This is a genomic window from Streptomyces fulvoviolaceus (genome assembly GCF_000718165.1).
GTDB lineage: Bacteria > Actinomycetota > Actinomycetes > Streptomycetales > Streptomycetaceae > Streptomyces > Streptomyces fulvoviolaceus.
In genome coordinates this window covers 1-18,210 of the sequence record NZ_JOEY01000017.1, presented here as the reverse complement: position 1 = coordinate 18,210, position 18,210 = coordinate 1, and the positions used below count along the sequence as shown (strand labels likewise).

Sequence of the window (18,210 nt, the reverse complement as noted above, 5' to 3'; positions counted from 1 at the left end):
AGTGCTCCGGGGGCCTTCCTCGTGGTGCGGGCCTACGCCTTCGTGAGGTCCTCGAGCTCCTCCTCGGGCTCCCGGCCCGGGGTGGGGAGGTTGAACTTGGTGATGGCGAAGCGGAAGACGACGTAGTAGATCGCCGCGAAGACCAGGCCGATCGGGATGATCAGCCAGGGCTTGGTCGCCAGACTCCAGTTCAGGCCGTAGTCGATGGCGCCCGCGGAGAACGTGAAGCCCGCGTGGACGCCCAGCGCCCAGGTGACCGCCATGGAGACGGCGGTGAGGACAGCGTGAATCGCGTACAGCACCGGGGCGATGAACATGAACGAGAACTCGATCGGTTCGGTCACACCGGTCACGAACGAGGTCAGCGCGAGCGAGACCATCATGCCCATCACGGCCTTGCGGCGCTCGGGACGAGCGGAGTGAGCGATCGCGATCGCGGCAGCCGGCAGACCGAACATCATGATCGGGAAGAAGCCCGACATGAACTGACCAGCGGTCGGGTCACCGGCGAAGAAGCGGTTGAGGTCGCCGTGGACGACCTGGCCGGCCGCGTCCTTGAAGTCGCCGAGCTGGAACCACGAGACGGTGTTGACGAACTGGTGCATGCCGATGGGGATCAGCGCACGGTTGATGAGACCGAACAGGGCCGCACCGAAGGCTCCGAGGCCGGTCATCCACTCGCCGAAGTCGGAGATGACCTCACCGATCGGCTCCCAGACCAGGCCGAAGAAGACGCCCATGAGCGTGCCGACGAAGGCCATGATGATCGGGACGAGGCGGCGGCCGTTGAAGAAGCCGAGCCAGTCCACCAGCCTGGTGCGGTGGAACTTCTGCCACAGCACGGCGGACAGCAGACCCATGATGATGCCGCCGAGGACACCGGGGTTGTTGTAGGTCGCGGCTATGTCCGCACCCGCCTGGACCTTCGCCTCGGTGACCGGGAAGGCCTTCAGGACGTTGCTGTAGACCAGGAAGCCGACCAGGGCGGCCAGCGCGGTCGAGCCGTCCGACTTCTTGGCGAAACCGATCGCGACACCGATACAGAACAGCATCGGCAGGTTGTCGAAGATCGCGCCACCGGCCGTGGCGAACACCGCCGTGACCTTGTCGGGCAGGTGCAGCTTGTCGTGGATGTCCTGCTGGCCGAACCGGAGCAGCAGGCCCGCCGCCGGCAGCACGGCGATCGGGAGCTGCAGGCTGCGGCCGACCTTCTGCAGGCCCTGGAACAGGCCGGATCCCCGCTTCTTCGCGGGGGCCGCCGTTGTTTCGGTGGCGGAGCTCATACTTCCTCCATCGGGTGGTGGTCTACACCACTCAGTGGTGTAGACCATGTTGTAGCACGATGAAGGCCGTATAAGGAACCCGCGAATTCCGCAACCGGAGCACTACCCGCAGTGCAGGTCGAACGATCTACGACAGGCATGACAAAGGGCCCCCGGACGGTAGGTCCGAGGGCCCAACTCCCTTGTGACGTCAGACCTTTGTGACGTCCTCGATCTCCTCCTCCGGCTCCCGCCCCGGAGTCTTCAGATCGAACTTCATGATCGCGAAGCGGAAGATGACGTAATAGACGATCGCGAAACACAACCCGATCGGAATGATCGCCCACGGTCTCGTCGCCAGATTCCAGTTGATGACGTAGTCGATCAGACCCGCCGAGAAGCTGAACCCGTCGTGTACTCCGAGCCCCCACGTCACCGCCATCGACACACCCGTCAGCAGCGCGTGCACCACGTACAGCAGCGGCGCGATGAACAGGAACGAGTACTCGATCGGTTCCGTGATGCCCGTGACGAACGACGTCAGCGCCACCGACAGCATCAGACCGCCGACCTCTTTACGGCGGGCCGGCTTCGCGCAGTGCGTGATCGCGAGGGCCGCCGCCGGCAGCGCGAACATCATGATCGGGAAGAAGCCCGAGGTGAACTGGCCCGCGTTCGGGTCGCCCGCCAGGAACATGTTGATGTCACCGTGCACCATCGAACCGTCCGGCTTGGTGTAGCTGCCGAACTGGAACCAGATGGGCACGTTCAGGAACTGGTGCAACCCGATCACCAGCAACGCCCGGTTGGCCACACCGAACACACCCGCACCCCACGCGCCCGCATCGCTCAGCCAGTCGCTGAAACTCTCCAGACCGTCACCGATCGGCGGCCAGACCCACAGGCACAGCGCCGCGAACGCGATGGCCACGAACGCCATGATGATCGGCACCAGCCGACGGCCGTTGAAGAAGCCCAGCCAGTCCACCAGCTTGGTGCGGTGATAGCGCGCCCAGAAGAACGCCGCCATCAGCCCGATGACGATGCCGCCGAAGACACCCGGGTTCTGATAGCTGAACGCCGCCACCGTCCCGTCGGCCGCCTGACACCCCGTCGCGACCTTCTTCTCCCCGTCCGCGCAGTCCACCGGGAACTGGCGCAACACGTTGTAGTAGACGAGGAAACCGGCGACCGCCGCGAGCGCCGTCGACCCGTCCGCCTTCTTCGCCATACCGATGGCCACACCGATGCAGAACAACAGGGGCAGCCCCAACGACCCGTCGAGCAGCGCACCACCCGCGCCCGCCATCACCTTGGAGACGTTCGTCCAGCCCAGACCGTCATCACCGAACACGTCCGGCTGACCGAGCCGGTTGAGAATGCCCGCGGCCGGCAGCACGGCGATCGGCAGCTGCAGACTGCGGCCCATCTTCTGCAGCCCCTGGAACGCCGACTGCCACCGACGGCGCGCGGGAGAGATCTCGGTGTCGGCACTCATAGGTTGGCGACCGCCTGCCAGGTGGTGTAGACCAGTCAAGGACGATTGGGTAGCTGTGACGTCATCTTTCGGTACGTACGGCGCAATCGCTCGCGAAGTTGGGCCAACTGTGCATGAGGAGACCGACATGGCCACCAAGGCTGAGAAGATCGTCGCCGGGCTCGGCGGCATCGAGAACATCGAAGAGGTCGAAGGCTGCATCACCCGCCTGCGCACCGAGGTCATCGACCCCAGCAAGGTCGACGAAGCCGCCCTCAAGGCCGCCGGAGCCCACGGAGTCGTGAAGATGGGCACCGCCATCCAGGTCGTCATCGGCACCGACGCCGACCCGATCGCCGCGGAGATCGAAGACCTGATGTGAGCCGGTGAGTCTCCGCGCTCACCCGAAGGGGCCCCTTTCCACCGCGGAAGGAGCCCCTTCCACATGTACGGCTAGGCTCAACGCCATGTCTCGAATCGACGGCCGCACCCCCGAACAACTCCGCCCGGTCACCATCGAACGCGGCTGGAGCAAGCACGCCGAAGGCTCCGTCCTCGTCTCCTTCGGCGACACCAAGGTCTTCTGCACCGCCTCCGTCACCGAAGGCGTCCCCCGCTGGCGCAAGGGCAGCGGCGAAGGCTGGGTCACCGCCGAGTACTCCATGCTGCCCCGCGCCACCAACACCCGCGGCGACCGCGAATCCGTCCGCGGCAAGATCGGCGGCCGCACGCATGAGATCTCCCGCCTGATCGGCCGCTCCCTGCGCGCGGTCATCGACTACAAGGCACTCGGCGAGAACACGATCGTCCTCGACTGCGACGTGCTCCAGGCCGACGGCGGCACGCGCACGGCAGCGATCACCGGCGCGTACGTGGCGCTCGCGGACGCGATCACCTGGGCCCAGGGCAAGAAGCTGATCAAGGCCGGCCGCCAGCCCCTCACGGGAACCGTGTCCGCGGTCTCGGTCGGCATCGTGGGCGGAGTCCCGCTGCTCGACCTCTGCTACGAGGAAGACGTACGCGCCGAGACCGACATGAACGTCGTCTGCACCGGCGACGGCCGCTTCGTCGAGGTCCAGGGCACCGCCGAGGCCGAGCCCTTCGCCCGCGACGAGCTCAACTCCCTGCTCGACCTGGCGGTTTCCGGCTGCACGGAACTCGCTGTCCTCCAGAGCAAGGCACTTGATACGGTCCTCGAAAAGTAAAGGACGCACCAAGAAAGGCGGCCGGTACGGGCAACCCGGCCGCCCCGCCCCTGCGTCACTACAGGTACGGGCGTACGGCACACCGCTGTACGCCCGGCCAGTACACGGGGGCCCTTGGGGCTGAACAAGGGAGGGACCATCACCATGGCCGAGAGCCGACGCCGTCGAGGTACCGCCATCGCCGCAGTGCTGGCGGCCGTAGGACTGACGGTGGGACTCACGACCGGTTGCGACGCGGTCAGCAAGGCACTGGACTGCGTCCAGACCGCCGAAGCCGTCGCCGACAGCGTCACCGACCTCCAGCAGGCCGTCGAGAACGCGTCCAACGACCCGACCCAGATCAGCGAGTCCCTCGACTCCATCGACCAGAACCTCGACGAGATCGGCGACAAGACCGACAACGCCGACGTCAACAAGGCGGTCGACGACCTCAACGCGGCGGTCGGCAACGTCCGTACGGCCGTGGAGAACGGCGACGAGACGCCGGACCTCAGCCCGGTCACCGACGCGGCCGGCGAACTGACGAAGGTCTGCACGCCGTAAACCGGGGGCGGCGAGGCGGGGATACTGAACCCCATGACCCGCCTGATCCTCGCCACCCGCAACGCCGGCAAAATCACCGAACTCCACGCCATCCTCGCCGACGCAGGCCTGCCCCACGACCTCGTCGGCGCGGACGCGTACCCGGACATCCCCGACGTCAAGGAAACGGGAGTGACGTTCGCCGAGAACGCCCTCCTGAAGGCCCACGCCCTGGCCCAGGCAACGGGGTTGCCCGCGGTCGCGGACGACTCGGGCTTGTGCGTCGATGTCCTGAACGGTGCCCCGGGCATCTTCTCGGCCCGCTGGGCGGGAAAGCACGGCGACGACCGCGCGAACCTGGACCTGCTGCTCGCCCAACTGTCGGACATCGCGGACGAACACCGCGGCGCCCACTTCGCCTGCGCGGCGGCACTGGCGCTACCGGACGGCACGGAGAGGGTGGTCGAGGGCCAGCTGAAGGGCGTGTTGCGCCACGCCCCGGTCGGCACGAACGGCTTCGGCTACGACCCGATCCTCCAGCCCGACGGCGACTCACGGACGTGCGCCGAGCTGACGGCGGAGGAGAAGAACGCGATCAGTCACCGGGGGAAGGCGTTCCGGGCGTTGGTGCCGGTGGTTCGGGAGTTGTTGGGCTGAGGAGTGCTTACCAGCAAGGTCCGGATTGCGAAAATCGCAAGCCGGACCTTGCAAGTGAAGGCGAGTGCGGCCTGAGGGATTCGAACCCTCACGGGATTGCTCCCATCGCGCCCTAAACGCGAGGCGTCTGCCGTTCCGCCAAGGCCGCTAGCCGCCCGTCGTCGAGCATGACGGGCGGCTGCAAGTGTACGGCGATCTGTGGCTATCCGGCGAGCGGTTGCGGCGGGGCGGAAAGACAGCGAGAGCGATTGGAGAACGTGCTCGTCTGGCTGTGGCAGGACGGGCACAGGTACCGCAGGTTCTCCCGGCGGTTGTCCAGACGGTCGCCATTGATGTGGTCAATCTCCAGAACGAGGCGTCTGCCCTGCCAGGTGTCTCCGATGCCACACTCATCACAGACATGCGGTACGCCGAGATCGTCAAGTGCCCGCCTGAGCAGGATCGTCTTGGTGCGGAGGCATCCGGGAGCGAGTCGTACCAAGATCTCGGCTGCTGACTTGCGGTTCGGGGAACGGGTGCCTCGAAAGTGCCCCTGCCCTGTGAAGTGGACGGTCGACAGATCGTGGGCTTCGATGCTGCGTTTCACGAGCGCCCGAGCTGTGCCGCTGTTGCTTCGGCCAAGGGCAGCGAGGACTCCGGCCACGCTCGTGGCGGCCTCGACCGCTGCCGCCAGTTCGGTGCGGGGGAGAAGGCCGGGGCCATATCTGCGTCCGCTGGTGAAGTGCGAGGTGTCGATCCCGAACTTGTCCAGCTTCTTTCTGATGTGGCTGTACGGGCCGTCGCGTGGAGGAAGCCCCATGTACTCCAACATCTCCCTGATGCTGTGTGAATGAGCGGCCGCTTCCCTGAGGAGTCCCTCCGGATAGCTGCGTCGCTCGCGTTCTGGTAAAGGCTCCTCGCGGAAGTGTGAGGTATCGATGCCGTAGTGCTGCAGCCGCCTACTGACATAGCGGCGAGGGCCGGTCCCCATCGGTGTTCCCAGCATGCGCATCAGGTCGACCATGCTCGTTGCCTTGGCGGTAGATCGAGTCAGTAGATCGCGTGTGTACTTCGGATGGTTCACGCAACCGTCCCCCGCCTGCGGCCTCGGTACGTGTCCGTCACCGCATGGCAGTTGGGGCAGAGCAGCCGAAGGTTCTTGAGACGGTTGTCCCACCAGCCGCCGTTGATGTGGTCGACCTCCAACTGGAGCGGTTTGTCGTTCCACTTGGGCCCTGTGCCGCACATCGCGCAGGTTTCCGGGATTCCGATACTGAGCAGATGCCGAAGCAGCCGATTTCCCGGGATTCGGCCGGCCTGTGGTGTTCCGAGGCTCAGCACATCACAGCGCGAGTCTCTGGGCGCTCCCGGTCGTACGACGAAGTGGGACGTGTCGATTCCCAGCGTCGCGATACGGCGGCTGATGTGAGTGTGATTGCCGCCGACCGGGCTGATGCCCAGGCGGCGCACGACCTCTTTGATGCTGGTCGACACGGCCACCATCTTTCGGAGGGTCTCCTCGGTGTGGCGCGCCCACCGGACCGGGAAGTGTGAGACATCTACCTCCGCCTCCGCCATCTTCTGGCGCAGATAGCGTCTGCTGCCAGGCGTAGGCGTGCCTCCGCACCACCGCACGGCGTCATCCCAGTTCGCCGTCACTCGCGCCGCCTCTTCGAGCAGCTCGCGGGTGTACCTGACCCCCATCGTTCCCCTCCGCTCCCGGCCACACGTTCGTGACCTCGTACGGAGTAGCGAACCGCTAATCGGACAGTCGCGCTCGAGATGTAAAGGGGCTGATATTCTGCAGATCACCAGTGAGGCCTTCCGGGCGTGGACTCTTGTCCGCTCGGGAGGCTTTTTTCATGACCTCAGACCTGGACTTGACCGTTCGCCCAGCCACCCCTGCCGACCGCCCCACTGTCGAACGCCTCTGGCTCATGTTCCGGCATGACCTGTCCGGGTTCGGTGGGCAACTACCCAACCCCGACGGCACGTTCCGCAGTGAGCGGCTGGAGGCGGCCTTCTCCGGGGATGTCGACTGGGCGCCGTATCTCATCAGCCGTGGCGGGCATCCCGTCGGGTTTGCCTTTGTGCGGGGGCTCAGTGTGCCTACCCGGGTGCTCAACAGCTTCTTTGTGGTGAGAGGGGCTCGGCGGACCGGCACAGGGATGCGTGCCGTACAGGACGTCGTCGCGCGGCATCCGGGGCAGTGGACCGTCGCCTTTCAGGACGACAACATCGGCGCCGTCCAGTTCTGGCGGCGCGTCGCCGAGGCGCTGGCCCCCGGCGCCTGGACCGAGGAGCGCAGGTCGGTGCCGCAGCGGCCCGACCTGGCTCCTGATGTCTGGGTGTCGTTCGGATACCCGGGTTAGATGCCCAGGTCCTTGATGATCTTCGCCACGTGGCCGGTCGCGCGGACGTTGTACAGGGCTCGTTCGACCTTGCCCTCCTCGTCCACGATCACCGTGGAGCGGATGACGCCCATGTAGGTCTTGCCGTAGTTCTTCTTCTCGCCGAAGGCGGCGTAGGCCTCGGTGACCGTCTTGTCGGGGTCGGCGAGGAGGGTGACCTTCAGGGACTCCTTGTCGCGGAACTTCGCCAGTTTCTCCGGCTTGTCCGGGGAGATGCCGATGACGTCGTATCCCGCGCCGGCCAGCACCTCCAGGTTGTCCGTGAAGTCGCAGGCCTGCTTGGTGCAGCCGGGGGTGAGGGCCGCGGGGTAGAAGTAGACGATGACCTTGCGGCCCTTGTGGTCCGACAGGGAGACGTCGTTGCCGTCGGCGTCGGGGAGGGTGAAGGCGGGGGCTACGTCCCCGGGCTGGAGTCGCTCGCTCATCGGGCCAGCCTAACCGGGGGTCCTGACAGTGCGGCCGGGCCCGGAGCTGACAGACTGTCCGGAACAGCAACTGCAGACACCTCGGAGGCCCCACGGTGGCGGACACGTCGGACACCAGAACCCCGGCGCAGATCGAGGCGGACATCAAGCGTCGCCGTGAAGTGCTGGCCGAGACGCTCGACGAGATCGGGGTGCGGGTGCATCCGAAGACGATCGTCGGGGACGCCAAGGCCAAGGTTGTGTCCAATATCGATCACACGCTCGGGCGGGCGTACGTCGGGGTCAACAAGGCCGTCACCGACGTCAAGGCCCAGTTCGTGGACGAGGACGGCGCTCCCCGGCTGGAGCGCGTCATCCCCGTCGCCCTCGTCGCCGTCGGACTCGTGGGGCTGCTCGCCCTGGGTGCCCGGCGTCGTAAGGGCTGACCCGGCCGCCTCCACAGGCGTCTGAGACAGGTAGGTTCAGGGGCGTGAGCGCCAAGAGAATCGACACCCCGCACGACAAGCTGCCCATCCGGATGCTGCACGACCGAGTGCTCGTGCGGCAGGACGTCGGTGAGGGCGAGCGGCGTTCGGGCGGCGGCATCCTGATTCCGGCCACCGCGGCGGTGGGCCGTCGGCTGGCCTGGGCCGATGTCGTCGCCGTGGGCCAGAACGTGCGGGCCGTCGAGCCGGGCGACCGGGTGCTGTACGACCCGGAGGACCGTGCCGAGGTCGAGGTGCGCGGCGTCGCCTACGTGCTCATGCGCGAGCGTGATCTGCACGCCGTGGCGGCGGACCGGTTCGAGGGGTCCGAGGACTCGACCGGCCTGTACCTGTAGAACAACGGCTTCAGGGGCCGGTGACCATCGTCACCGGCCCATCTGGGGGACACCCCCAGACCCCCGTACACCGACGGTTTCACCCGGCTGGTCCCCGGCCTGCTCACCGGTGCGGGCATCGTCGCCAGCATGCTGCTGCTGTCGTATGCGGCCAAGTCCCTTCCCATCGGTACCGCCTATGGCGTGTGGGTCGGGATCGGGGCGGCGGGGGCGGCGGTGCTGGGGATGGTGGTGCTGGGGGAGCCCGCCACCGCCGCCCGGATCTTCTTCGTGTGTCTGCTGCTGGTCGCCGTGGTGGGGCTGAAGGCGACCTCCGGTCACTGAGCAGTCAGTCTCTTCTGGCTGTGCTCACCGGGCCTCCGCCCACGGTCGTGCCGCCTGTCGTGCCGCCGGTGTCCCCGGTGCTGCCGCCTGTCGTCGTCCCGCCGTCGGTGGTTGTGCCGCCGTCGGTCGTGTCGCCGGTGGTGCCGCCGTCTGTGGTCGTGCCCCCGTCGGTCGTCGTGCCGCCGTCCGTCGTGTCGCCCGTGGTGCCGCCGGTGGTGGTCGTGCCGCCGTCGGTCGTCGTGCCGCCCGTCGTGGTGGTGTCACCGCCGGTCTGGCCCTCGGTGTCCTGGCCGCCGGTGGTGTCGCCGCCCGTCACGCCGCCGTTGTCCTGGCCGCCCGTGGTCGGGTCGGTCGGGGCCTCGGGGATGGCGGGCGCGGTCTGCTCGGCGCCGGCCTGGAGCTGGAGGTCGAAGTCGGAGGCCGGTTCGTCCTTGAGGGCTTCCTTGGTGAACTGGGCCCAGATCTCGGTCGGGGCGCCGCCGCCGTTGATGCGGGGCAGGCCCATCACGTTGTAGAGCGACATGTGCTCGGCCGTCGTCGGGTCCTGGCCCATGACGGAGACGACGGTCGCGAGGTCGGGGGTGTAGCCGGCGAACCAGGCGGCGGTGTCCTTCTCGGCGGTGCCGGTCTTGCCGGCGGCGGGGCGGCCGGCGGCCTGGGCGGCGGTGGCGGTGCCGTTCTCGACGACGCTCTGCAGGATCGAGGTGGTGGTGTCGGCGGCCTCGCGGCTGACGGCCTGGGTGGTCTTCTGCTGGGGCAGTTCGACCGTCTCCGAGCCGTCCTTGGCGATCTTGTCGATCATCGTGTAGCCGCCGTGCCGGCCGTGGTTGGCGAGGGTGGCGTAGGCCTCCGCCATGTCGAGGACGCTGGCGGTGTTCACCCCGAGTGCGATGGACGGGTTCGCGTTCAGGTCGGGGGTGTCGGAGGGGATGCCGAGGTCGGTCGCGGTCTGCAGGACCTTGTCGGGGCCGACGTCGACGGCCATCTGCGCGTACACCGAGTTGACGGACTTGTCGGTGGCGGTGCGCACGGTGACGTCGCCGTAGGAGACGTCGTCCTCGTTGGCGGGGGCGTAGTAGCCGCCGTTCCAGCCCTGGACGGGCCGTTTGTTGGTGCCGTCGTAGTAGGTGTTGGGGGTGATGACCTCGTTGTCCTGGGTCTCGGAGTGGTTCTGGACGGCGGAGGCGAAGACGAAGGGCTTGAAGGTGGAGCCGACCTGGAAGTCGCCGCGGGTGGCGTTGTTCGTGTACTGCTTCACGTAGTCGATGCCGCCGTACATCGCGAGGACCTTGCCGGTCTTGGGGTCGACGGCGGCGCCGCCCGCGCGGACGTAGGTGTCGACCTTGCGGTTCTTCTTGTCGAGCTTGTCCATCAGCTGGTCGTTGACGGCGTCGACGAAGGCGTCCTGCTTGCTCTTCTGCAGGGTGGTGGTGATGCGGTAGCCGCCGGCGTCGAGCTGGTCCGAGGTGAGGATCTTGTTGTCGCGCAGGTAGTCGTTGATGGCGGTGACGATGTAGCCGCGCTGCCCGGACATGCCGGTGGAGACGGTGGCCTCCTTGGGCATCGGGAACTTCAGGCCGGTGCGTTCGGACTGGCTGAGCCAGCCCTTCGTGACCATGCCGTCGAGGACGTAGTTCCAGCGGGCCACGGCCGCGGCCTTGTTCTCGGGGTGGGCCACGACGTCGTACTCGCTGGGCGCGTTGAGCAGGGCGGCGAGGTAGGCGCCGCGGGCCGGGTCGAGGTCGACGGCGTCCTTGCCGTAGTAGGCCTGGGCGGCGGCCTGGATGCCGTAGGCGTTGCGGCCGAAGTAGCTGGTGTTGAGGTAGCCCTCGAGGATCTGGTCCTTGGTCTCGGTGCGGTCCAGCTTGATCGAGATGAAGAACTCCTTCACCTTGCGGGTGACGGTCTGTTCCTGGGCCAGGTAGTAGTTCTTCACGTACTGCTGGGTGATCGTGGAGCCGGACTGCTTGCCCTTGCCGGTGGCGGTGTTCCAGCCGGCGCGGAGCATCGCCTTGGGGTCGATCGCGGACTCGGAGTAGAAGTCGCGGTCCTCGGCGGCCAGTACGGCGTGCTGGGCGTCCTTGGAGACCAGGGCGAGGGAGACGTTCTCGCGGTTGACCTCGCCGTCGCGGGCGATCTGGGAGCCGTCGGCGTAGAGGTAGACGTTGCTCTGCTTGGTGGCGAGGGCGTTGGCGGGCGGGATCTTGACCAGGGAGTAGCCGAGGAAGAACAGGCCGACCAGGAGCATCACGCCGATGACGAAGGTGCCGAGCACCATGCGCCAGGTCGGGATGATCCGGCGCCAGCCGGTGCGCTTGCGCTTGCCCTTCGCCTTCTTGCCGCCGGGCGCCTCAGCCGCCTGTGGTTCTCTCGGTGCCCAGCCCTGGTTCGGCTGAGGCGACTGCGGCTGCGGCTCGTCGTTCATGTGGTGCACGGACTCCTGTTTCGCGTCGTACGTTCCCGTACGCCCTCGTACGCCTTCTGCGTCCCCTCTTGAAGACTCTCGCACCATGCGTTCCGTTCCGGATCACGGCACGCGTCCGGTCCGAAAAATGCGTGGCGTGCGTCACCACCGGCGGACTAGGCTCCTGCGCTTCGGTGTCTGAAGGGCTGCTGCGGGCCGAGGAGGGCTGCGGGTGTGGGTTCATGGCGGTTGTACGTCGCCGTCGCGGTAGGCGGGTTCCGGCGGTACGCGACGTATCGGGCGGCCACGGCGGCGGGGGTGTTCACCAACACCGTCTTCGGAGTGATCCTCGTCTACACCTATCTGGCGCTGTGGGACGAGAAGCCGCATCTCGGGGGGTACGACCAGGCGCAGGCCGTCACCTATGTGTGGTTGGGGCAGTGTCTTTATGCGACGCTGGCCATTCAGGGCGGCGGCGCGGAGAAGGACCTGATGGACCGCATCCGCACCGGTGAGATCGCCGTCGACCTGTACCGGCCGGCCGATCTCCAACTGTGGTGGCTGGCAAGCGACATGGGGCGGTCGCTGTTCCAGATGGTGGGGCGGGGTGTGATCCCGTTCCTGTTCGGCGCGGTGTTCTTCCCGATGGCGCTGCCGACGGAGGTCACCACCTGGGCGGCCTTCCTGGTCACGCTGCTGCTGGCAGCGGTGGTCAGTTTCGCGATCCGCTATCTGGCGGCCCTGAGCGCGTTCTGGCTCATGGACGGCATGGGCATCTCGCAGGCCCTGATGATCACGGGAGTCTTCTTCTCGGGCATAGTGCTGCCGCTGAACGCCTTCCCGGGCGCGCTCGGCGACATCGTGCAGGTGCTGCCGTGGGCGGCGCTGCTGCAGATGCCGGCGGACGTGCTGATGGGGGAGACCGGCGTGCCGGGGGCGTTCGCCTTCCAGGCGGTGTGGGCGGTGGTGCTGCTGGCGGCGGGGCGGCTCCTGCAGTCGGCGGCGACGCGGCGGGTGGTGGTGCAGGGTGGGTGAGCGGAGTGCGTTTGCCGAGGGGCTGCGGGCCTATGGGCTGATCGCCGGGATGTGGGTGCGGTCGAGCATGACCTACCGCACCTCCTTCGTGATCACGATGCTCGGCAACGGGACGATGACCGGCCTGGACTTCGTGGGGATCCTGCTGATGTTCTCGCAGGTCGACTCGCTGGGCGGTTGGTCGCTGGCCGAGGTCGCCCTTCTGTACGGGCTGTCGGCGACGGCGTTCGGGATCGCCGACCTGGTGCTCGGCTCGATGGATGTCATGGGAGCCCGGATCCGGGACGGTTCGTTCGACACGCTGCTCGTGCGTCCGGTGCCGGTGCTCGCACAGGTCGGCGCGGACCACTTCGCGCTGCGCCGCCTCGGGCGGATCACCCAGGGCGCGCTGGTGCTGGGCTGGTCGCTGGCGGCGGTCGACGTCGACTGGAGTGCGGCGAAGGTGCTGCTGGTGCCGGTGATGCTGGTCAGCGGCGCGGCGATCTTCTGTGCGGTGTTCGTGGCGGGCGCGGCCTTCCAGATCCTCGTGCAGGATGCCGCCGAGGTGCAGAACGCGTTCACGTACGGCGGGACCACGCTGTTGCAGTATCCGCCGAGCGTGTTCGGGAAGGAGCTGGTGCGCGGCGCGACCTTCATGCTGCCGCTCGCCTTCGTCAACTGGGTCCCCGCTTCCTACGTGTTGGGGCGGCCGTACCCGATCGCGCTGCCCGAGTGGGCGGCCTTCGCGTCGCCGCCGGTGGCGGTGGCGTGCTGTGCGCTGGCGGGTCTGGCGTGGCGGTCGGGGCTCAGGGCGTATCGGAGCACGGGGAACTAGAGGGCAGGCGATGGACGCATTCATTGAACTCGACCGTGTCGAGAAGGTCTTCGACGTGCGCAAGAAGACGGGCTTCCTGAAGCGGGAGCGGCGGCAGGTGCGGGCGGTCGACTCGATCTCCTTCAGCGTGGCGCGCGGCGAGATGGTCGGCTACATCGGCCCGAACGGCGCCGGCAAGTCGACGACGATCAAGATGCTCACCGGCATTCTGACGCCGAGCGGCGGCCGGCTGCGGGTCGCGGGCATCGACCCGTCCCGGGAGCGGACGCGGCTGGCCCGCCGTATCGGAGTGGTGTTCGGGCAGCGGACGACGCTGTGGTGGGACCTGCCGCTGATCGACTCGTACAAGCTGATGCACCGCATGTACCGGATCCCCGACGAGCGTTACCGCGAGAACCTCGACCGCTGCGTCGAACTCCTGGAACTGGGCGACCTGTTGGACGTGCCCGTGCGTCAGCTCTCCCTCGGGCAGCGGATGCGCGGCGACATCGCGGCGGCCCTGCTGCACGACCCCGAGGTGCTGTACCTCGACGAGCCGACGATCGGGCTCGACGTCATCTCCAAGGCCAAGGTCCGTGGATTCCTGCGGGAGTTGAACACCGAGCGCGGCACCACGGTGCTGCTGACCACCCACGACCTGCAGGACATCGAGCAGTTGTGCAAGCGCGTGATGGTCATCGACCACGGGCGGCTCATGTACGACGGTCCGCTCGCCGGTCTGCACGAGATCGGGGAGAGCGAGCGGACGCTGGTGGTGGACCTGGAGCGGGAGCTCCCGCCGATCGAGGCGCCGGGGGCCCGGGTGGTGAAGGTGGAGGGGCCGCGGCAGTGGCTGGCCTTCCCGGCGTCGGAGTCGGCGGCGGCGCTGGTGGCGCGGGTCGCGGCGGCGTATCCGATGGTGGATCTGTCGGTGCGGGAGCCCGACATCGAGGCCGTGATCGCCAAGATGTATGCGGAGCAATCCGAGAAAGCGGTCTCATAGCCTGCCGTGCCGGGAACTCGTAGGCTGCTGTGCATGACCGACGATGTCCCGGAGCTCCGCGCCTCCGATGCCGATCGTGAACGTGTCGCCGAGGTCCTGCGGGACGCCCTCGCGGAGGGCCGTCTCGACATGGAGGAGTTCGAGGAGCGGCTGGACGCGACCTACAAGGCGCGGACGTACGGCGAACTGACGCCGATCACCCGGGACCTGCCGACCGCTCCGACCGTGAACATGGTCAAGGGGCCTGCGCCGAGCGGGGGTTGGGCGGGCCGGATCACCGGCGGCGAGGGTTCGTCGTCGTGGGCCGTCGCCATCATGTCGGGCTTCCAGCGCAAGGGCCGCTGGACGGTGCCGAAGCGGTTCAACTGCTTCACCTTCTGGGGCGGCGGCGAGATCGATCTGCGCGAGGCGAACTTCGCGGACCGCGAGGTCGAGATCAACTGCATGGTGATCATGGGCGGGATGCAGGTGACCGTGCCGCCCGGCGTCGAGGTCGTCGTGCGCGGCATCGGCATCATGGGCGCCTTCGACCACCGCGAGGAGGGCGTGCCGGGCGACCCCGGGGCGCCGCGCGTGGTGGTGACCGGGTTCGCCTTCTGGGGCGGGGTCGGGGTCGAGCGGAAGCTGACCCGGGCGGAGCGGCAGAAGCTGAGGGAGGAGCGGCGCCAGGAGAAGCTGGAGCGCAAGGCCTCCCTCCGCGAGCTGCAGGAGTCGGACCGCGACGACGTCCACGACGTCCACCGCAGGATGCTCGAGGAGCACCACGACCTGATGGGGGAACGGCGCGAGGAGCGCCGGGAGCGGCAGCGGGAGCGCCGGGAGGAGCGGCACCGGCGCCGCAACGGCGACTTCTGAGGCCGGTCCCGCAGGGCCCCACAAGGCCTAGAGCCGTGCCGCGGCCGACCCCTCCAGGTTCTCCAGGTCGAAGACCTCCGCCATCCGCTCGTAGCCCCGGTCGCTCGGGTGGAGGTGGTCGCCGGAGTCGTAGGCCGAGCGCATCCTGCGCGGGTCGTAGGGGTCGCGTACCGCCTTGTCGAAGTCGGCGACGGCGTCGTAGACCGTGCCCGCCCGGATCTGTTCGTTGATCGTCTGCCGTACGCCTTCGCGGGCCTCGGACCAGCCGTTGTGTCCGCCGAAGGGCATGAGGGTCGCGCCGACGACCTTGATGCCGCGGGCGTGGGCCTGGTGGACCAGGTCGCGCAGGCCGTCGAGGATCTTTTCGGGGTCGGCGAGGTTCCGGTTGCGCAGGATGTCGTTGACGCCGAGGTCGACGACGACGACCTTCACGTTCGGACGGTCGAGGACGTCGCGGGCGAAGCGGCTGACGCCGGCCTCGTTCTCGGCGGGCCGGCCGAGGCCGTCGGTGAGGACCTGGTTGCCGCCGATTCCCCCGTTGACGACGCTGTAGCGGGGCAGGTCCCGGCCGGACTCGATCGCCGTGCGCAGCCGCCGGTTCAGGTAGTCGGGCCAGCGGCGGTTCGCGTTCGCGGTGGAGTTCTTGCCGTCGGTGAGCGAGTCGCCGAAGGCGACGACGGTGCCGTCGGCCTCGTCGCTGAGCACGTCCAGGGCGGTGAGGTAGCGCCAGTGGTCGACCTGCTCGGTGTACGCGGTCCCGGTCACGTCCTCGGTGAGGTCGCCCTGGGCGAGGTACGAGGTCTGGCGGGCCGTCGGGTGGTAGGTGACCGGGCCCGACTCGGTGGGGGAGTAGGTGGTGACCAGGACGTCGCTGTCGGCCGGGACGGTCAGCGCGACGGCGTCGCTCAGCACCTGGTCCCCGGCCGCGATGACGACCGTGGTGTTGCCGCCGAAGGTGAGCCGCCGCATGGTCTCGGTGGCCGCGGCGGCGGTCTCGGAGCCGGCGGCGAGGGCGATCGAGGCGTGGGTGATCGTCAGCGCGGACTGGCCGTAGAGGTTGGACAGCGTGATGCGGGCACTCGTACCGCCGATGCTCGCGTGCACGACGTTGCGCACCGAGCGGCCGACGAGGCCCTCGGTCTCGGTGTCGGGCTCGGCGCCGACCGGGGAGGCGGACCAGGCGCCGACCCAGACGTCGGTGGAGACGGGGGCGGCGGAGTTGTGCGGTGGGGCGCCGCCGGAGAGCGTGGTCCGGTCCTGCGTACCGGCGTCGGCTGCCACCCCGACGTAGATGGCGGTGGACAGGGCCACGATCACGGCGACGATCGCGGCGAGCAGGGCGTAACCATGACGCCGGGTCATGCGGTGTTGTTCTCCTCGGGCGATGGGAGCCCGAGGCTCCGATCTGATGAGCTCATGATGAGGCATGAGCCTGGGGGAAACGGACGGGACTCCGCCGCATTCCCCCGACCGGACAGACGCCGGGAACTCTTGTTCCGTTCCGGGAGTCGGTCAGGAAGGGACAATGTGTGAGGGATCACCGAACGGGTGGAGTGGATGGAACGTTCGAAACCTGAGGAAAAAGGGCCAACCGACGTAGAAGAGCATGCCCGGCCGACCGACGCCGCCAATCGTGTCGTGCGCGCCATGAACACCTTCAGCGCGGCGGACGAGGAGAAGCAGCGCGGGGTCCGGCGCATGAAGCTCACGGCGGCCGGGCTGCTGCTCTTCGTGGCGGTGGTGTACGTCCTCGCCAAGTGGGCGACGAACGAGGGCGCCGGTGCCTGGGCCGGTTATGTGGCCGCGGCCGCCGAGGCCGGCATGGTCGGTGCGCTCGCCGACTGGTTCGCGGTCACCGCGCTCTTCCGCCGTCCGCTCGGGCTGCCCATCCCGCACACCGCGATCATCCCGACGAAGAAGGACCAACTGGGAGTGTCGTTGGGGGAGTTCGTGGGCGAGAACTTCCTTTCGGAGGATGTCGTACGGCAGCGGCTGCGGGCCGTGGGGATCGGGAGCCGGCTGGGGGCGTGGCTGGCCGAGCCGGATCACGCGGACCGGGTGACGGCGGAGCTGTCGGCCGCGCTGCGGGGTGCGCTGACCGTGCTCCGGGACTCCGACGTCCAGGCCGTGGTGGGGGAGGCGATCACCCGGCGGGCCGATGCGCAGGAGATCGCGCCCGGTATCGGGAAGATGCTGGAGAAGATCGTCGCCGATGGTGGGCACAGGCGGGTCGTCGATCTTGTCGTCGCGCGGGCGCATGACTGGCTTGTGCTCCATGACGAGCAGGTCATGGATGCCGTGCAGGGTGGGGCGCCCGGGTGGACGCCGCGGTTCGTCGACAAGAAGGTCGGTGAGCGGGTCTACCGGGAGCTGCTGCGGTTTGTGACCGAGATGCGGGACATGCCGTCTCATCCGGCGCGGGGTGCTCTTGATCGGTTTCTCGGGGACTTCGCCTCCGACCTGCAGTCCGACACGGATACGCGTGCGCGTGTCGAGCGGCTGAAGGGGGAGGTGCTGGGGCGGGGTGAGGTCCAGGATCTGATCGCGTCCGCCTGGACCGCCGTACGGTCGATGATCGTCTCCGCCGCCGAGGACGAGCGCAGTGAGCTGCGGTTGCGGGTGCGGGCCTCGTTGCTGTCGCTGGGGGCGCGGATGGCGGTGGAGCCGCGGCTGCAGGCCAAGGTCGACGGGTGGGTGGAGGGGGCGGCTGTGTACGTCGTGACCACCTATCGGCGGGAGATCACCTCTCTGATCACGGACACCGTGGCCGGGTGGGATGCCGAGCACACGACGAAGAAGATCGAGGCGAACATCGGGCGTGACCTGCAGTTCATTCGGATCAACGGCACGGTGGTGGGGTCGTTGGCGGGGCTGGTGATCTATACGGTGTCGCGGGCGGTGGGGGCGTAGGCCTGCGGCGGGTGGGGGGGTGGGGAGGGTTTTCGCCCCCGCCGCCCCTACCCGTCCCGTCCCTGGGGGCTGCCGCCCCCAGACCCCCGCTGTCGGCCTGAACGGCCTCGTCCTCAAACGCCGGACGG

Annotated in this window: 19 protein-coding genes, 1 tRNA gene and 1 pseudogene; 13 read left to right on the top strand and 8 right to left on the bottom strand. The window is 68.1% G+C overall.

The annotated features are described in order from the left end of the window. Window positions 1–32: 32 nt before the first annotated feature. Both IG08_RS0119590 and IG08_RS0119585 read right to left on the bottom strand, forming a co-directional pair. A complete protein-coding gene (locus IG08_RS0119590; RefSeq protein WP_030603840.1) occupies window positions 33–1,283 on the bottom strand; it encodes a PTS transporter subunit EIIC in 1,251 nt (416 codons plus the stop codon). 190 nt (window positions 1,284–1,473) lie between these two features. After that, a complete protein-coding gene (locus IG08_RS0119585; protein WP_030603838.1) occupies window positions 1,474–2,760 on the bottom strand; it encodes a PTS transporter subunit EIIC in 1,287 nt (428 codons plus the stop codon). 127 nt (window positions 2,761–2,887) lie between these two features. Here IG08_RS0119585 and IG08_RS0119580 point away from each other — a divergent pair, with 127 nt between their 5' ends. From IG08_RS0119580 to rdgB, 4 genes are all read left to right on the top strand, one after another. Further along, complete coding sequence (locus IG08_RS0119580) at window positions 2,888–3,121, top strand: PTS sugar transporter subunit IIB (RefSeq protein WP_030603836.1); 234 nt, start codon at window positions 2,888–2,890, stop codon at window positions 3,119–3,121. Window positions 3,122–3,206: 85 nt separating this feature from the next. Then, on the top strand, window positions 3,207–3,944 hold the full coding sequence (gene rph / locus IG08_RS0119575; protein WP_030603833.1) for a ribonuclease PH: 738 nt from the start codon (window positions 3,207–3,209) through the stop codon (window positions 3,942–3,944). 144 nt (window positions 3,945–4,088) lie between these two features. Then, window positions 4,089–4,487, top strand: coding sequence for a hypothetical protein (locus IG08_RS0119570; RefSeq protein ID WP_030603831.1), 399 nt, complete (start codon window positions 4,089–4,091; stop codon window positions 4,485–4,487). A 33-nt stretch (window positions 4,488–4,520) separates the two neighbouring features. Next, entirely contained in the window at window positions 4,521–5,123 is a 603-nt protein-coding gene (gene rdgB, locus IG08_RS0119565; protein ID WP_030603829.1) for an RdgB/HAM1 family non-canonical purine NTP pyrophosphatase, read from the top strand. 65 nt (window positions 5,124–5,188) lie between these two features. On the opposite strand, the gene IG08_RS0119560 is transcribed toward rdgB, so the two are convergent. The 3 genes from IG08_RS0119560 to IG08_RS60165 all read right to left on the bottom strand — a co-directional run bounded on the left by IG08_RS0119560 (window position 5,189) and on the right by IG08_RS60165 (window position 6,806). Then, window positions 5,189–5,271 (bottom strand) — tRNA-Leu (locus tag IG08_RS0119560). Window positions 5,272–5,325: 54 nt separating this feature from the next. Continuing rightward, window positions 5,326–6,126 (bottom strand): HNH endonuclease signature motif containing protein, encoded by an 801-nt coding sequence (locus tag IG08_RS0119555; RefSeq protein ID WP_234342916.1) that lies wholly within the window; start codon window positions 6,124–6,126, stop codon window positions 5,326–5,328. 56 nt (window positions 6,127–6,182) lie between these two features. Continuing rightward, on the bottom strand, window positions 6,183–6,806 hold the full coding sequence (locus tag IG08_RS60165; protein WP_030603825.1) for an HNH endonuclease signature motif containing protein: 624 nt from the start codon (window positions 6,804–6,806) through the stop codon (window positions 6,183–6,185). 158 nt (window positions 6,807–6,964) lie between these two features. Between IG08_RS60165 and IG08_RS0119545 the strand changes: the two genes are divergently transcribed. Continuing rightward, entirely contained in the window at window positions 6,965–7,474 is a 510-nt protein-coding gene (locus IG08_RS0119545; protein WP_030603824.1) for a GNAT family N-acetyltransferase, read from the top strand. Here IG08_RS0119545 and bcp read toward each other — a convergent pair. Further along, on the bottom strand, window positions 7,471–7,938 hold the full coding sequence (bcp, locus tag IG08_RS0119540; RefSeq protein WP_030603822.1) for a thioredoxin-dependent thiol peroxidase: 468 nt from the start codon (window positions 7,936–7,938) through the stop codon (window positions 7,471–7,473). The genes IG08_RS0119545 and bcp overlap by 4 nt on opposite strands. A gap of 95 nt (window positions 7,939–8,033) precedes the next feature. Between bcp and IG08_RS0119535 the strand changes: the two genes are divergently transcribed. From IG08_RS0119535 to IG08_RS0119525, 3 genes and pseudogenes are all read left to right on the top strand, one after another. After that, window positions 8,034–8,363 carry a DUF3618 domain-containing protein gene (locus tag IG08_RS0119535; RefSeq protein ID WP_030603820.1) on the top strand — a complete coding sequence of 110 codons (330 nt, stop codon included), beginning with the start codon at window positions 8,034–8,036 and terminating at the stop codon, window positions 8,361–8,363. Between the two features lie 44 nt (window positions 8,364–8,407). Continuing rightward, complete coding sequence (locus IG08_RS0119530; RefSeq protein WP_030603818.1) at window positions 8,408–8,758, top strand: GroES family chaperonin; 351 nt, start codon at window positions 8,408–8,410, stop codon at window positions 8,756–8,758. 66 nt (window positions 8,759–8,824) lie between these two features. Then, window positions 8,825–9,082: pseudogene (locus tag IG08_RS0119525) on the top strand (DMT family transporter); the annotation flags it as partial. A 4-nt stretch (window positions 9,083–9,086) separates the two neighbouring features. Here IG08_RS0119525 and IG08_RS0119520 read toward each other — a convergent pair. Then, on the bottom strand, window positions 9,087–11,507 hold the full coding sequence (locus tag IG08_RS0119520) for a transglycosylase domain-containing protein (protein WP_030603813.1): 2,421 nt from the start codon (window positions 11,505–11,507) through the stop codon (window positions 9,087–9,089). Window positions 11,508–11,720: 213 nt separating this feature from the next. Between IG08_RS0119520 and IG08_RS0119515 the strand changes: the two genes are divergently transcribed. From IG08_RS0119515 to IG08_RS0119500, 4 genes are read left to right on the top strand one after another with little or no spacing between them, the layout of a single operon-like run. Further along, a complete protein-coding gene (locus tag IG08_RS0119515; protein ID WP_030603811.1) occupies window positions 11,721–12,521 on the top strand; it encodes an ABC transporter permease in 801 nt (266 codons plus the stop codon). Then, on the top strand, window positions 12,514–13,335 hold the full coding sequence (locus tag IG08_RS0119510; RefSeq protein ID WP_030603808.1) for an ABC transporter permease: 822 nt from the start codon (window positions 12,514–12,516) through the stop codon (window positions 13,333–13,335). The genes IG08_RS0119515 and IG08_RS0119510 overlap by 8 nt, the downstream gene beginning before the upstream one ends. Window positions 13,336–13,345: 10 nt before the next feature. After that, window positions 13,346–14,317: an ABC transporter ATP-binding protein gene (locus IG08_RS0119505; protein WP_030603806.1), complete on the top strand. Its 972-nt coding sequence runs from the start codon at window positions 13,346–13,348 to the stop codon at window positions 14,315–14,317. Window positions 14,318–14,350: 33 nt separating this feature from the next. Then, on the top strand, window positions 14,351–15,172 hold the full coding sequence (locus IG08_RS0119500; protein ID WP_030603803.1) for a DUF1707 SHOCT-like domain-containing protein: 822 nt from the start codon (window positions 14,351–14,353) through the stop codon (window positions 15,170–15,172). Between the two features lie 27 nt (window positions 15,173–15,199). Here IG08_RS0119500 and IG08_RS0119495 read toward each other — a convergent pair whose 3' ends face one another. Then, entirely contained in the window at window positions 15,200–16,534 is a 1,335-nt protein-coding gene (locus tag IG08_RS0119495; protein WP_030603800.1) for an SGNH/GDSL hydrolase family protein, read from the bottom strand. A 195-nt stretch (window positions 16,535–16,729) separates the two neighbouring features. On the opposite strand from IG08_RS0119495, the gene IG08_RS0119490 reads away from it, so the two are divergent. Further along, window positions 16,730–18,082 carry a DUF445 family protein gene (locus IG08_RS0119490; RefSeq protein ID WP_043454761.1) on the top strand — a complete coding sequence of 451 codons (1,353 nt, stop codon included), beginning with the start codon at window positions 16,730–16,732 and terminating at the stop codon, window positions 18,080–18,082. Window positions 18,083–18,210 lie beyond the last annotated feature (128 nt).

Excerpts from the sequence above, each read along its gene's own strand:
- IG08_RS0119490 (WP_043454761.1), top strand. The coding sequence starts at position 16,730 with ATGGAACGTTCGAAACCTGAGGAAAAAGGGCCAACCGACGTAGAAGAG.
- IG08_RS0119570 (WP_030603831.1), top strand. The coding sequence starts at position 4,089 with ATGGCCGAGAGCCGACGCCGTCGAGGTACCGCCATCGCCGCAGTGCTG.
- IG08_RS0119585 (WP_030603838.1), bottom strand. The coding sequence starts at position 2,760 with ATGAGTGCCGACACCGAGATCTCTCCCGCGCGCCGTCGGTGGCAGTCG.
- IG08_RS60165 (WP_030603825.1), bottom strand. The coding sequence starts at position 6,806 with ATGGGGGTCAGGTACACCCGCGAGCTGCTCGAAGAGGCGGCGCGAGTG.
- IG08_RS0119555 (WP_234342916.1), bottom strand. The coding sequence starts at position 6,126 with ATGGTCGACCTGATGCGCATGCTGGGAACACCGATGGGGACCGGCCCT.
- IG08_RS0119545 (WP_030603824.1), top strand. The coding sequence starts at position 6,965 with ATGACCTCAGACCTGGACTTGACCGTTCGCCCAGCCACCCCTGCCGAC.
- IG08_RS0119520 (WP_030603813.1), bottom strand. The coding sequence starts at position 11,507 with ATGAACGACGAGCCGCAGCCGCAGTCGCCTCAGCCGAACCAGGGCTGG.
- IG08_RS0119580 (WP_030603836.1), top strand. The coding sequence starts at position 2,888 with ATGGCCACCAAGGCTGAGAAGATCGTCGCCGGGCTCGGCGGCATCGAG.
- IG08_RS0119590 (WP_030603840.1), bottom strand. The coding sequence starts at position 1,283 with ATGAGCTCCGCCACCGAAACAACGGCGGCCCCCGCGAAGAAGCGGGGA.
- IG08_RS0119500 (WP_030603803.1), top strand. The coding sequence starts at position 14,351 with ATGACCGACGATGTCCCGGAGCTCCGCGCCTCCGATGCCGATCGTGAA.
- IG08_RS0119505 (WP_030603806.1), top strand. The coding sequence starts at position 13,346 with ATGGACGCATTCATTGAACTCGACCGTGTCGAGAAGGTCTTCGACGTG.
- IG08_RS0119495 (WP_030603800.1), bottom strand. The coding sequence starts at position 16,534 with ATGACCCGGCGTCATGGTTACGCCCTGCTCGCCGCGATCGTCGCCGTG.
- rph (WP_030603833.1), top strand. The coding sequence starts at position 3,207 with ATGTCTCGAATCGACGGCCGCACCCCCGAACAACTCCGCCCGGTCACC.
- rdgB (WP_030603829.1), top strand. The coding sequence starts at position 4,521 with ATGACCCGCCTGATCCTCGCCACCCGCAACGCCGGCAAAATCACCGAA.
- bcp (WP_030603822.1), bottom strand. The coding sequence starts at position 7,938 with ATGAGCGAGCGACTCCAGCCCGGGGACGTAGCCCCCGCCTTCACCCTC.